Below are 14,346 nucleotides of genomic sequence, written 5' to 3' on the forward strand. Positions count from 1 at the left end.
ATCCATTTCATCGAAAACTGTGGACTGCTGACTTTGGTATGTGGACTATACTTCATCCCACAAATCCCTTCATCGCCTGCAATAAATCTCGCTTGGTCATGTAGCCCCCTTTTCTCCAAAGTATCTTCCCTCTTTTGAAAAGTATGTAATGCGGAATCGAGCGCACTGCAAACTGCTGAGCTGCCTGTGGGTTCTTATCTACATTGAGTTTGTATAATTTCACTTTCCCGTCTAGCTCAGCCACTACTGCCTCAAGGATAGGATTCATGGTCTGACAAGGCCCACACCAATCCGCATAAAAATCCACCAACACTGCCTCCTCACTTTTCTGAATAACCTCTTTAAACTTCTTCTTTGCCATGATTTTCTATTTCCAGCATGCTAACCAAAAAAGAATTCAATTAGTGCCATCATTAATTCCTCGGTGGATTGATCATAATATGTGCACGATGAGTTCCTGGATCCATGATCCAAGGCATGGCTGGACCAGAAGGGCGAAGTGGTAGACCTGTACTTTCAGAAGTAGCCCATGGAATATAGACCACATAGCGGAGATAAGAATCCTTGACTTCACCTGTTTTCGGATCAAAATCGGCCTCATCGGCAGTCAAAACAAATAATGTCGCCCCATCCTTTGGCATTTTCAATTTTCCACTCTTAGCCTCTGCTTCTCTGATATCAAAAATCTCTTTGGCATTTTTCCCTTCCTTTTTCAGTTGCCTACCTCGCTCCATGAAAATATCTAAATCCTTATGATAACAAGAAGCATTGAATCCAGGAGTTTTGGGATCATCTGTCAAACAAATCAAATCATTGTTCCCTTTTCGCAAGACTACCAAATCTCCATTTTGATCATATCCATAAACCATTGCTCCTTCCTTCAACTCTTCAGGAGCAGCAAGCAAGGCAGTTTTGATTTGGATTTCCTTGCTGGGGATTTCCTGTGCACTTACAAAAGTGACAAATAGCATTATACAGATAAAAGTAAGTTGATACTTCATAGCTTCTCAGAGTTTGGGGTTCTCTTAAAGTTAAGGAATATTCAGTAAAAAGGGAAATGGGGCGTCTCTTGGTTTCTCGCAAAGGTGAGCAAAGAGGCAAAGTTCGCCATTGAATCTTATGTCTTGTACCTTGCATCTCAAATCTCATTTTAAAAACAAAAAAACCTGCCACACATAAACCAGGCAGGTCTTAACTTGAAAACCTTCGAGGTTTTGGAAACCTCAAAGGTTAGTGTTCAAATCTAAAATCTGAATTCTAAAATCTTATCTATCCGTTCTCGTATTCGTACCATCCACGGGGGTTCTTTCCTCTCTGTTGGCCAAGTCCCAAGAAGTGTGGAAGATCAATTTTGCCCTTTTGGTCATCAACGGGAATTCGATTTTGTCCACAGTATCTGTATGCTGATGGTAGTCATCATGCACACCATTGAAGAAGAAAATCACAGGGATGTTATGCTTTGCAAAGTTGTAGTGATCCGATCTGTAATAGAATCTGTTTGGATCATCTTCGGCATCGTATCTGTAATCGAGTTTCAAACCTGTATAGGTGATATTATTGTATTCATTGATCACTTTCAAATGAGAAGAAAGCATCTCTGACCCGATCACGTACACATAATCCTGATCTTCGGCATCTTGATACTCATAATCAATTCTACCCACCATATCAATGTTAATGTTATTCACAGTATTCTCTAGTGGGAAGATTGGGTTGTTCGCATAGTATTCAGAACCCAAAAGACCTTTTTCTTCACCAGTCACATTCAGGAATAGAATGCTTCTTCTTGGCTTGATGCCGTCTTTGGCAGCAGCAGCAAATGCCTCAGCAATCTGCATGACAGATACAGTTCCAGAACCATCATCATCTGCTCCATTATTAATTCTCCCTTGGCTATCGATACCCGTATGGTCATAGTGAGATGAAATCACCAAAACTTCATCTTTCTTGTCCGTACCTTCCAAATAACCCATCACATTTTCTGTAGGAACCAATTTGGTGTTTTTCTTGATCAAATAAGTAGCTTTCTGTGACTTGATCGATTGTGGGTTGTTTTTGGCAGCTTCTTTCAAAATCTCCACTGGCGTAGCAAAAAGAGAGGACATCTTTTCAGAACTTACCAAGAAAATCGGCTCTTGCTTGGAAGGCTGCTCGAAACCCAATCTACCTCTTCCGCTTAGGGATTTGTACCTGTTTGCCAGTCTGTCAAAATTGGCCTGGCCTTCCATGGTTACAATCACGATACCCGCAGCACCTGCATCCATCACATCTCTCACCACAGTCTGTGCACGTTCACCGATAGCCCAAAGTCCAACAAGCTTCCCTTTGACATCAACTTTGGCTAAGTTTTCCTCAGATGCTAGGCCCAAAAATACCAAGTCAGCCTTCTCAGCCTTCTTCATGTCACCGTCTCCGATGAACACAAAGTCTTCATTATTCACCAGCTTCTGCTTACCTACAGTGAGATTTACATCTGAGAAGGAAACTGATGCCAAATTGAATTTTTGAAGATACTCTCCATTCACTGGGCCAGCTAAGCCTAGGTTTTTATAATGATTTGCCAGATACTCAGCAGCCATTTTCTGACCTTTCTCGCCAGTATCTCTTCCTTCCATTTCATCAGAAGCTAGGTAAGTCAACTTCTCTTCCAAGCCAGCAGCAGTGATCTTTTCTGCATATTTCAAGGCTGTGGCGTCTTGTGCACTGACCTGTACTGTCAGACACAAAGATAGCAATCCAGCTATCCAGTAATTTCTCTTCATAAGTATATTCTAATGGTTAGACATTTTTAGATATCAAACTTAAAAATTATTCCTATCAGATTAAAACCGTTTATCAATTTGGACTGTTAAGCAGGTAGAAATCTTAGGTGTAGAAACTTGTATTGAATCAATAATTTATACCTTTGCACTACCCTAAATCAATGAGGATATAACCCGAATAATTTCCCTTTACAATATTGATTATGAAGATTAATCTTTCCCCTACTACAAAGTTTGAAAACAGGCATAATGGCCCTTCTCAAGAAGATATAGCCATGATGCTGGAAAAAATCGGTGCGTCATCAATGGAAGAATTGATCGACCAAACCATCCCAAAGTCCATCCAAATGAATCAGTCTTTGGATCTGCCGGCAGCAAAATCTGAGGCAGCATTCTTAAAGGAGTTCAAGACTTTGGCTTCTAAGAATAAAATCTTCAAATCATTTATCGGTTTGGGATATTATGACACCATTGTCCCTGGAGTAATCTTGAGAAATGTCCTCGAGAATCCAGGATGGTACACTGCTTACACCCCATACCAAGCCGAAATCGCACAAGGTAGATTGGAAGCTTTGATCAATTACCAGACTACAGTCATGGAATTGACAGGTATGGAAATGGCCAATGCTTCGCTACTCGATGAAGCAACTGCTGCTGCTGAAGCCATGACCATGCTCCATGCTTCCAAGCCAAGAGAAAAGAAAAACGCTAACAAATTCTTTGTAGACGAAAAAATCTTTCCTCAAACCAAAGACTTACTGATCACCAGATCTACGCCGATTGGAATTGAATTGCAAATCGCTCCATTGTCTGAATTGGATCTGACTGATGCCGATCTTTTTGGGATTTTGATTCAATACCCAAATATTGATGGTGAAGCCATCGATCATGCTGCCTTGGTTGCTGCTGCGAAAGAAAATCATGTAATGACGGCTTTTGCAACCGACCTGTTGGCTTTGACGCTTTTGACACCTCCGGGTGAAATGGGCGCAGACGTGGTAGTAGGTACCAGCCAAAGATTCGGCGTACCAATGGGTTTTGGTGGACCTCACGCTGCATTTTTCGCTACCAAAGAAGCTTTCAAAAGACAAGTTCCAGGTAGAATCATCGGTGTATCCGTAGACCGAGACGGCAACAAAGCCTACAGAATGGCGCTTCAAACCCGTGAGCAACATATCAAAAGAGAGAAGGCTACTTCCAACATCTGTACTGCACAAGTACTCTTAGCAGTGATGGCTGGATTCTATGCTGTCTATCACGGTCCAAAAGGATTGAAAGAAATCGCTTCAAGAACCCATGGATTGGCACAATTGACTGCAAAGGCACTGGCGAAACTTGGTTTTGAGCAAGAAAATAAAAACTACTTTGATACCATCAAGGTCAAAGTAAATGATGTGGAGCAATCCAAAATTAAAGCTTTTGCCCTCTCGGCAGAGATGAACTTCAGGTACGAACCAGGCGCTATCTTCTTGTCATTTGACGAAGCCAAAACATTGGAAGATGCCATGGCTGTTGTGGAAGTTTTCGCCATGTCTACCAATCAAAAAGTTGACTTGGACTGGAATGCATTGACCGCTGACTTGGATATCAACCTGCCTCAAGGCTTGGCTAGAACTTCAGATTTCCTGACACATCCAGTGTTCAATCAGTTCCATGCTGAGCACGAAATGTTGAGGTATATCAAAAGATTGGAAAACAAGGATCTTTCCTTGGTTCACTCCATGATCTCCTTGGGTTCTTGTACCATGAAGCTCAATGCTACCGCGGAAATGATCCCTGTGACTTGGCCAGAATTTGGTCAACTGCACCCATTCTGTCCACAAGACCAAGCAGCGGGGTATTATGAAATGTTCCAAAACCTGAGAAACTGGCTGACAGAAATAACTGGTTTTGCTGATACTTCTTTGCAACCTAACTCAGGTGCACAAGGTGAATATGCTGGCTTGATGGTCATAAGAGCATATCACCAAAGCAGAGGAGATCACCACAGAAATATTGCCCTAATTCCTACATCTGCACACGGAACCAATCCTGCATCTGCTGTAATGGCCGGCATGAAGGTAGTCCTTGTCAAATGTGATGAAAAAGGAAACATCGATGTGGCTGACCTAAGAGAAAAAGCAGAAGCACATAGCCATGACTTGGCTTGCCTGATGGTAACTTATCCATCTACACACGGCGTATTTGAAGAAGCTATCCAAGAAATCTGTCAAATCATCCATGACAATGGAGGACAAGTATACATGGATGGGGCCAACATGAATGCGCAGGTAGGTTTGACCAGTCCTGGTTTGATCGGTGCGGATGTTTGCCATTTGAACTTACACAAGACTTTCTGTATTCCTCATGGTGGTGGTGGACCAGGTATGGGACCTATTTCTGTGGCTAAGCAGCTTGTCCCATTCTTACCAAGCAATCCTGTCGTGAAAACAGGTGGCACGCAAGCAATACACGCAATTTCTGCTGCACCATTTGGTAGCGCGAGTATTTTGCCAATCTCTTATGCTTACATCGCCATGATGGGTGCCGAAGGATTGACGAATGCAACCAAAATAGCCATTCTCAACGCCAACTATATCAAGCATAGATTAGAATCGCACTACCCTATCCTCTATACAGGAAAAGGTGGAAGAGCAGCACACGAAATGATCTTAGATTGCAGAGCGTTCAAAGAAGTAGGTATAGAAGTAGAAGATATTGCGAAGCGATTGATGGACTATGGGTTCCACGCACCAACTGTTTCATTCCCAGTAGCGGGAACACTGATGGTAGAACCTACAGAATCAGAAACTGTATCTGAATTGGATAGATTCTGTGATGCGATGATCGCAATCAGAGCTGAGATTCAAGAAATCTATGATGGCGAAGCAGACAAAGAAAATAACGTGCTGAAAAATGCCCCTCACACGGCAGGACTGGCCTTGGCTGACACTTGGGAGTTCCCATATAGCAGAACCAAAGCTGTTTACCCACTTCCTTATGTGAAAGGTAACAAGTTCTGGCCAACTGTAAGAAGAATTGATTCTGCTTATGGAGACAGAAACTTGATCTGTAGCTGTATCCCTGTTGAGGAATATGCTTCAGAAGTAGCAGAGTAAAACAAAAATCCCCTGTCAAAAGTGACAGGGGATTTTTTGCCTTTAATGGGGTTTGGTAGAATTGGACTACCATCTAAAACCTTTGAGGTCTTTTTTTAGACCTCGAAGGTTTTATTTCCAGTTAATTGGCACGAGTAAGTTATTGGTAGATGGGTAGCGACAATGTGATTTTCGTGTCTTTTTGTTCGACCCCTTTGGGGTCGGGAGAGGGGATTCTGGTCACTTTGCCCATGGGTTTCACCCATGGTTATTGAGAAGTTTGACCCTTTTAGGGTCGCAAAAAAATGATCAATTTAGCATTGGTTTTTTTGGGTCTCAAAAAAATCTAAAGCGCATTTTTGTGATTGATTGAAGTGTATATCTAGGGCTTGCTGAAAAAGAATCACTTGTTAAAGGGGGTGTTCTTCAGAATTTAAAGAATTTATTCCCCAATTGGCGTTTTTCAGCACGCCCTAGTTATAAGCGATATGATTACTTACTAGTGTCATTATGGATAATCATATTGATTAATTTATAAACAACTGTAAGTCCACAAATAATAGCTCTAAGATTCAATAATAGGTTATTTTAAATAATATAAAGCTACAGTAACACCACCTTCAGTAATGTGGTTTGACACATCTTCAGGAATTTTCCCTTTGCCCCAATCTACTTGATACAATTCATATTCAAGTATACTTGCCACAAATTTCTCTCCATCCGAAAAGTATGGAAAATTGACATTAAGATGGTTAAAGTTCAAAGGTTTAATATTGAATTCATCATGCATTCCACTTTTTTGATCATATAAAAACATTACTTTATTGTTACCTGAGTATCCTTGTGCAAGAATCGTATTACCTAAGATAACTGGAGGAGAACTCAAATATTTAAAGTCCTTTGTAGATCGCATTTCAGCCAAAATCTCGTAATCATTTTTATACGACTCAAATTCATCTGGATTCTCCAAAATTATATCAATTTTTTTCAGATGATTTCCTTTTAAATCAAATTGTAAAACAAAATCTGTTACGGGCTTGTGATAATAAATATGTTGCTTGGATTTGGTGAATAGACCTGTATGAAATTTAACATCCATAAAGCCTTCTGGATATTTTTCAAACTTGTCTAAAATATTTAATTCACTGTCTGTTTTAATGACATGATAACCATTTATTTCAGGATACTCACTTTCTACAACAAGGCCGAACAAAAAGCCATCACCTAATGCCACGAAACTATCTGCCCTAAAATCAAATTTTTTTATCTCCATCAATGCTCCAACTGTTGAATAAATAAACAACCGCTTCCTTTGTCTGTCTAAAAGGACAACCTTACCATCGTCAGTCACATCAAAATCTCCTAACCTTCGATATTCGTTTGGCCCATCTCCAATGTTCCCAAGTCTTGAAATAAATTTACCATTCAAGTCGAAAACATAAACATGATTCGAGCCCGTCAAATCAAGCACAAAAATGAAATTGTCAGAAATAATCAACTTATCGACTTGTGTGAAAAAGTAATCACCTGATTGATCCAAGTTCACATATTCCGGTAAGCTGACAACCTCTCTTACATCAAGATCTCCTTTTCCGAAATAAAAACTTGAATTGGATTCGTCAAAATATGTCTTATCTATCCTATTGCATGATAACAAGCTAAAGAAAACTAATACAGAATAAAATACTTTCATATAAAATGTATGAGATAAAGGCTGAGTAAAAAATAAGGGATGAGCATAAATCATCCCTTATCAAATTTAAGAGTTTTTGAAATTTAGAAGCAATCTGATTCTGTACATGGGTTTGTATTCTCACTCATACATACCTTTTTGTTTCCAGTAAACCACCAAGCACAATCAACGATTTTAGCAGGCCCTGTATTTAAACCAGCACCAGGATCAACTGTAGCTTGACCAGATGAAGAAAAACTGATAGAACAAAACATTAGTAATGCTCCGGAAAAAACGATTTGAATAATTTTGTTTTTCATTGCTTAATTAATTTAGTTGAAAATAAAATAAAATGGCTTTAAAAATGAATTCACTAATAAAGTCGACGAAAGAAAGAAAGAAAGAAAGAAAAAAGCAAGAGTTTAGTTGGAATTATTGTTTAAAATTGCAGGTGATCACAAAAAAAGCCCCTGATTTCTCAGAGGCCTTTATTTTTTGGAAGAATGGGTTGATTAACCTTCTACAGTTTCTTCAACTTCTTCAACGATTTCTTCTACTGCTTCTTCAGCACCTTCGATCGCCTCTTCAGTAGCTTCTTCAGTTTCTTCGATGATTACTTCGATTTCAGTTTCTTCAGAAACTTCTTTGTTACCGCAAGATGCAGTGAATAGCATACCAGCTACAGCGAATAATGCAAATACCTTTTTCATTGTTTTTTTGTTTGTTTCTTAAATTAAGCACGCAAATGTACAACCGTTTATGTAATTGTCAAGCACTTGCACAAAATTTATTTTTTACTTCTTTTTATACACAATTTTGATCGGAACACCCTCAAATTCAAAGTTTTCCCTCAACCTGTTTTCTAGGTATCGAGTATATGGATTTTTGATATACTGAGGCAAATTACAGAAGAATGCAAACACTGGATTTTTGGTCGGAAGCTGTGTCACATACTTGATCTTGATGTACTTCCCTTTCCATGCTGGTGGTGGATACTTCTCGATCTCAGCAAGCATCACATCATTGATTTTGGAAGTGGCTACTTTTCTGTTTTTATTCTCGTAAACCTTCACCGCCAATTCAATTGCTTGGAAAATTCGCTGCTTGTTCATCACAGAAGTAAAGATCATCGGAATCCAACGGTTCTCTCCGAGCTTCTCCATGATGTCTTTTTTGAATTTCTCCATGGTCTTATGATCCTTCTCTATCAAATCCCACTTATTCACCATGATCATGATGCCTTTATTATTTTTGATCCCCAAGGAAATCAAATTCATATCCTGAGCCTCAAAGCCTCTCGATGCATCTACCATCACGATAATGACATCAGATTCTTCAAGGGTCCTCAGAGAACGCATCACAGAGTAAAACTCAATATCTTCTTTGACCTTAGCTTTTTTCCTGATCCCCGCAGTATCGGTAATGATAAAATCCTGTCCATAAAGCTTGTATCGGGTATGGATAGCATCACGCGTAGTCCCAGCCTCATCAGTCACAATAGACCTTTCTTTTCCCAAAAGGGCATTCAAGAAAGAAGATTTCCCAACATTTGGTCTACCTAGGATAGATATCTTTGGAATACCTGCATCTGGATCTTCGATTCCCTCATCTGGGAAATTGGAAACCACAGCATCTAACAATTCACCTGTACCACTACCTGAAATGGCGGCAATAGGGAAAACCTCATTTTCCCCCAAGCCTAAAGCATAAAACTCCGTAGACATCAATACCTGAGATTGATTGTCTGCCTTGTTGGCTACAATGTAAATAGGCTTCTTGGAAGTACGGAGTACGTTTGCAAACTCCTTGTCTAAGTCAGTCAGCCCATCATGGCAGTCCACTACAAAAAGAACCACACTCGCTTCTTCCAGTGCAAGTGTAACTTGTTTTCTGATCTCGGCTTCGAATACATCATCAGATCCAGTGACATAGCCACCTGTATCGATGACAGAAAAGAATTTGCCTCCCCACTGCGCATGGCCATAATGCCTGTCACGGGTCACCCCCGACATGTTATCTTCTATGGCCTTTCTCTCCTCAACCAATCGGTTGAAAAAGGTGGATTTACCTACATTAGGTCTCCCTACAATTGCTACTATATTTGACATTACTTTATTGGCTTATTGGTCGTAACCAAATTTCTTCAACTTATTTTTATTTTTTCTCCAATCTTCCTCCACCTTTACATAGGTTTCCAAGAAGATCTTCTTTCCAAAGAATTTTTCCATTTCTTCCCTGGACTGAATCCCGATACGCTTCAGTGCTTTGCCACCTTCCCCGATGATGATCCCTTTTTGACTGGATCGCTCTACGTAGATGATCGCTCTGATGCGGATGATTTTCTCCTCTTCATAAAAATCCTCTATAGCCACTTCTGTGCTGTAAGGGATTTCTTTTTTGTAATTGAGGAAGATTTTTTCTCTGATGATTTCAGAGGCAAAGAAACGTTCCGGCTTATCTGTAAGTTCCTCCTTATCATAGAAAGGGGGATGACTGGGTAAGCGGTCTAGGATTTCCTGAAGAATACGTTCGGTGTTGAAGCTTTCGGTAGCAGAGATCGGAATGATCGTCTCGGCCTTGATGCGTTGAGTCCAATAAACTGTCACTGCATCCAACTGACCTTCTTTGCTGAGGTCAATCTTGTTGATGACAAGTAGCACGGGTACACCCGATTGGTTGATCTTTTCTATTACGTCTTCTATTTCTTCGTCTGTTTCAAATAGATCGGTTACGAAAAGGATCACATCTGCATCCTCCAGAGACATGTGCACAAAACTCATCATGTTTTTGTGTAACTCATATTTCGGCTTCAGCATACCTGGGGTATCAGAAAATACAATCTGATAGTTGTCATCATTGATGATGCCCATGATGCGGTGACGAGTGGTCTGCGCCTTGGAGGAGATGATCGAAAGTCTTTCACCGATCAGCACATTCATCAAGGTCGACTTGCCAACATTAGGTTTCCCGATGATATTGACAAAGCCAGCTTTGTGTGTTTGTTCGGTCATGACAATAATTTTTCACAAAGGTAGCTGAAATTTTCCGTGAAGACACACATACACAGGAATAAACCAAAGAAAGTTTGGAAGAAGGGCGGATGAGCGTGGAAGGATGTGCCAAGGACTTATGCGAAGCTTAGGGGATTAAATCAGGTGGATGAAGTTATTGTGAAGTAGAAAAATAGAATTTAGGCATCATTTCTCCCCCTTTTTAATCGGTTTGACCCCATAATGTCCAATCTCCCCTGAAAAATCTAGCATCTCTCCGATCCCTGGGAGCTAAAATCCAACCCCTGCGCTCCCCCGCGTCCTCTGCGGCAAAAAAAAGACCTTCGAGGAGAAAAAGACCTCAAAGGTCCATCTGCCCTATCCACAAGCCACCAGACTACCCTACACCTCATTTTCAAGACATAAAAAAACCAAGCATCTCTGCTTGGCTTCGTAGTAGCGGGAACAGGACTTATTCAAATAAATTAAAATCAATAGATTACAGCTTTAGGGGGACAAAACAGGGGGCAATATCCAATGATTTTATGAATTCGAATTGATTTGAATCAAATTGAAATAACTAGTTAGTATTAACCATTTTACATTTAATCCTTCTATTACCAAAAACGCTTATGAAGAGATTCATGACATACTGAACATACAGAAACTAACCACTTGATCGGTTCTTTACCAAGCTTTCTTTTTGCATACCGTTTATGATGAACTTCTGTCGCTTGAGCCCCACAATATACACATTGCCAATTATCTCGCCTTAATACAACATATCGTTTTCTCTGCCATTCATCTGACTTAAGATATACATTCCTGTAATAATCACGCCTGCGTTTCCTCTTGATTGTAAAAATCAATCTTTTAAATAACCAGGGTGCTACAAAGACAAAAATTAAAACAAGGAGCTGAAAATCCATATCTTAAGACAATTTTGGAACTATATAGTTTGAGGAGAAATAAATTTCATTTCAAATCACTTATTAAAGTGTAGAAATTAGTTTCAATTTGCTTTTCAACTTCACAAAAGTTAACCCCTTTCAAATGCGATATGTGACTAAACATTTCTTTCAACTCCCAAGGATGAAGAGTTTTCTGATTATTTTTAATAAATGGCCCATCACTTTCTAGCAATAACTTATTGAGTGGGATTTTAGCAATTATTTTTTTACCATTCAAAGATTTCACCATAGCAGGGTTGACAGAAAAATAATAACCTTCTCTAACTATCTGATCTATTAAATTTAAGCCACCTGAATACCAATGAAAAATAGCAGACTGTATATTGTTTTTGATTAATAGTTCTAAAACTTCTTTTTCCGCTTTTCTAGAATGGATACTTAATATTTTATTTTGCCCCGAAATACTATTAAGAATTTTAGAAAAGGTATCTATCTGTATCTCTTTTGTAGAGATACCCTCTTTGGAGAAGTCCAAACCAACTTCACCGATATATGATGTTTTATTAAGGTTCTTTAGAAATAAATCAAATTCCTTTTTGTGTGAATTAGCCATCAAGGGGTGCATTCCTAAAGCCAATCTTATTCTTTTTAATGATTGAAAATGAGAATATCCCATTTCAAAATGACTTGGAAGGTTAGTCATTGCTAAAACAGTTATATTAGCTTGTACAGAACCCTCAAGAACTTGTCTTGGATTAGGATATAAATCTATGTGGCAGTGTGTATCAACAATCATTTAATCCCTAATTCAGTTTTTATAAATGTGTTTCCTTTATCGATAAACAACTGAAGAACTTCTTGTTTCGACCTTAACACCATTTTAGCATAATCTTCAAGTTTATCAATTTCAATATTTCCATTTACTAAAAGGTCTCTTTTCATTTTTTCTAGAGAAATATCCTTTCTCAAATAACTAATTAGCGCAGGTAAATCTTTGCTAGCCTCTCTATTTTTAGCATTTGTAATGAAGTTACCATATTGTTCATTTCTATCTAGACCTGCTTTATGTAATGCAGCTCTCCTATAAACACATGGCATACATCTACCACAATGATGCTTTTCATTAGAATTGTCCTTATGTTGATGCCTTCGCCCTCTTTTGCCACAAGAAACTGAATCTTGGAATATGCTCTTTATAAAAGGTGACCTTGTTGCGCAATCAATAAACATCTCTCCTTTTGTTTTAAATGTATATGGATTATCTAGGAGTGTTGTTATTCCCACCTCTATAAGTAATTCTTGAGTGTTTTTTATGACATAGGGATGTGTTGTTCTAGTACTTAAAGAGCTCACCCTTGATGGGGTCAATGGATAGTTGATTGAGATTGTCCCATTCTCAGGAATTATCAATTCATCAATTGGGGATAGGTAACAACCTAAACCAATAAAAAATAGAGATCGACTGCGGTAATTGTTTTCTACTGTAACTCTGTTACCATCAGTATCTTTTCTTGATAGTGCTAATTTTGATTGTATCCAATATATTTTATTTTGGTATTCTGCCTCCAAATGTCCAAAAAGTTTATTTTGGTCATCGTTGGGACCAGGAGATTTTGAGTCAAAATGAGAAATCAAGAGGATTCTTTCATCACTACTTAGCTTTTCTAGCTCATCTATGACACCAATTAAAGAATCTAATCCACCTGAAAATAAACTAGTAGATTTTATAGAATCTATTTTATAAGTTGGTGGAATTTCTCTTCTTCTTGATAAAGGACGTGGATAAAAAAGCGAATCCTGTGTGTTTTGTATGAAAGAAACTAGCCAATTATCGCCTGTTAAGAAATCTAATATCAATTTCAATTTGTCTTCCTTTCCTATCCAAATGCCTATGTTGTTCACCGGGAACACTACTTCTATATCTCTTGACCAACCATCATTTGAATAAATCGCCCTACTAAGTAAGTTATCTACGCCATAAACTATTGCCGTTATGAGAAAGAAATCAAATTTAACCGAAGAAAAGTCAATAAGAAAATCACTAACTTTTTCAAATGGATATTTAGAACCCATATTGAAACTTAACAAAACATTCCTATCAATACCTCTGTCATTATAATTAAGGTACAAATCTGAAAATTTGCCATATTCGGCTTCTTTAATTGCTACTGTTACTTTCATAATTATTCAAATACGTTAAAAACATTTTGTTGAATATTCTTTATTAGCCTATCTGCCTCCTCTGAACTCCAATCTAAATTTTGAAGCGGGTAATTTTTGTTTTCATCATTAACTTGTTCAAAGACATAATTTCTAATTTCATTAAAAAGATTATTGACATCATTCTCTTTTTTACTTTTTATAAGGTTGTCATAAAACCATCTTGACAAAAGTGTATTAATATAATATCCAAAGTACCTTATAATGATATCTTCCAAATTACTGGTTGTAAAGGTTTGTTCCAATAAGGTTTGTAAGTCATTAATTGACTCAGCCTCTCCCATTAGTTCTTCCAATAATAATCGTGTAGCTTCTTTTGCTGCATCATCATCTATTGATGTTGCATTACTTGAGCAGTATTGAATTAAGTGATTAATTACATCATCAACTGATTTATTATCAATATCAATTAATCCAGTTGATTCAAGAGTCTCTCTTATATTATTGCCTGAACTGATAAACTTTGAAAAGACTCCTCCGATTTTTCTTGCAGTTCTAACACTGCTTCTTCCACCTGCTTTTGAACCACCACGTCCGCCAGTTGATGCTCCACCTAGCGCTGAAACAAAATGTCTCATAATATTTTGTAGTTTTTGAACTGGAATAACAGACGAATCACAATTTGAGGTAAGCGAAGAACTTAGCGTACCCCAATTTGGAATCATTTTACTTTTTTTTACTGAACCATCAGAAAATGATTTAGATGTTCCCATA

At 38.4% G+C, this 14,346-nt stretch carries 13 protein-coding genes; 1 reads left to right on the plus strand and 12 read right to left on the minus strand.

Features of this window, described 5'->3' with window-relative positions; all coding sequences use genetic code 11:
- Positions 1-52 precede the first annotated feature (52 nt).
- The 3 genes from trxA to BW935_RS00470 form a co-directional block, all read right to left on the minus strand.
- Positions 53-361: a thioredoxin gene (gene trxA / locus BW935_RS00460; protein WP_076497490.1), complete on the minus strand. Its 309-nt coding sequence runs from the start codon at positions 359-361 to the stop codon at positions 53-55.
- Positions 362-413: 52 nt separating this feature from the next.
- On the minus strand, positions 414-1,001 hold the full coding sequence (locus tag BW935_RS00465) for a hypothetical protein (protein WP_076497492.1): 588 nt from the start codon (positions 999-1,001) through the stop codon (positions 414-416).
- Between the two features lie 264 nt (positions 1,002-1,265).
- Entirely contained in the window at positions 1,266-2,762 is a 1,497-nt protein-coding gene (locus tag BW935_RS00470; protein ID WP_076497494.1) for a M28 family peptidase, read from the minus strand.
- 203 nt (positions 2,763-2,965) lie between these two features.
- On the opposite strand from BW935_RS00470, the gene gcvP reads away from it, so the two are divergent.
- The gene (gene gcvP / locus BW935_RS00475) at positions 2,966-5,860 is read left to right on the plus strand and encodes an aminomethyl-transferring glycine dehydrogenase (protein ID WP_076497496.1); all 2,895 of its coding nucleotides are present in this window, start codon (positions 2,966-2,968) and stop codon (positions 5,858-5,860) included.
- Between the two features lie 562 nt (positions 5,861-6,422).
- Here the strand turns inward: gcvP and BW935_RS00480 are convergent.
- The 9 genes from BW935_RS00480 to BW935_RS00520 form a co-directional block, all read right to left on the minus strand.
- A complete protein-coding gene (locus BW935_RS00480) occupies positions 6,423-7,532 on the minus strand; it encodes a 6-bladed beta-propeller (protein WP_175606615.1) in 1,110 nt (369 codons plus the stop codon).
- Between the two features lie 83 nt (positions 7,533-7,615).
- A complete protein-coding gene (locus BW935_RS00485; RefSeq protein WP_076497500.1) occupies positions 7,616-7,831 on the minus strand; it encodes a hypothetical protein in 216 nt (71 codons plus the stop codon).
- A 192-nt stretch (positions 7,832-8,023) separates the two neighbouring features.
- Positions 8,024-8,221 (minus strand): hypothetical protein, encoded by a 198-nt coding sequence (locus BW935_RS00490; RefSeq protein ID WP_076497502.1) that lies wholly within the window; start codon positions 8,219-8,221, stop codon positions 8,024-8,026.
- An 84-nt stretch (positions 8,222-8,305) separates the two neighbouring features.
- Positions 8,306-9,619, minus strand: coding sequence for a ribosome biogenesis GTPase Der (gene der / locus BW935_RS00495; RefSeq protein WP_076497504.1), 1,314 nt, complete (start codon positions 9,617-9,619; stop codon positions 8,306-8,308).
- A gap of 12 nt (positions 9,620-9,631) precedes the next feature.
- On the minus strand, positions 9,632-10,522 hold the full coding sequence (gene era, locus BW935_RS00500; RefSeq protein WP_076497505.1) for a GTPase Era: 891 nt from the start codon (positions 10,520-10,522) through the stop codon (positions 9,632-9,634).
- A gap of 596 nt (positions 10,523-11,118) precedes the next feature.
- Positions 11,119-11,430, minus strand: coding sequence for an HNH endonuclease (locus BW935_RS18830; protein ID WP_076497508.1), 312 nt, complete (start codon positions 11,428-11,430; stop codon positions 11,119-11,121).
- 46 nt (positions 11,431-11,476) lie between these two features.
- Positions 11,477-12,208 carry a Qat anti-phage system TatD family nuclease QatD gene (qatD, locus tag BW935_RS00510; RefSeq protein ID WP_076497511.1) on the minus strand — a complete coding sequence of 244 codons (732 nt, stop codon included), beginning with the start codon at positions 12,206-12,208 and terminating at the stop codon, positions 11,477-11,479.
- Positions 12,205-13,593, minus strand: a complete 1,389-nt coding sequence (gene qatC, locus BW935_RS00515; RefSeq protein WP_076497513.1) for a Qat anti-phage system QueC-like protein QatC — start codon at positions 13,591-13,593, stop codon at positions 12,205-12,207. Before qatC ends, qatD begins: the two co-directional genes overlap by 4 nt.
- 2 nt (positions 13,594-13,595) lie before the next feature.
- Positions 13,596-14,345, minus strand: coding sequence for a hypothetical protein (locus BW935_RS00520; protein ID WP_076497515.1), 750 nt, complete (start codon positions 14,343-14,345; stop codon positions 13,596-13,598).
- Between the last annotated feature and the right edge of the window lies 1 nt (position 14,346).

The sequence above is a fragment of the Belliella pelovolcani genome (genome assembly GCF_900156785.1).
In the GTDB taxonomy this organism is placed as follows: Bacteria; Bacteroidota; Bacteroidia; order Cytophagales; family Cyclobacteriaceae; genus Belliella; species Belliella pelovolcani.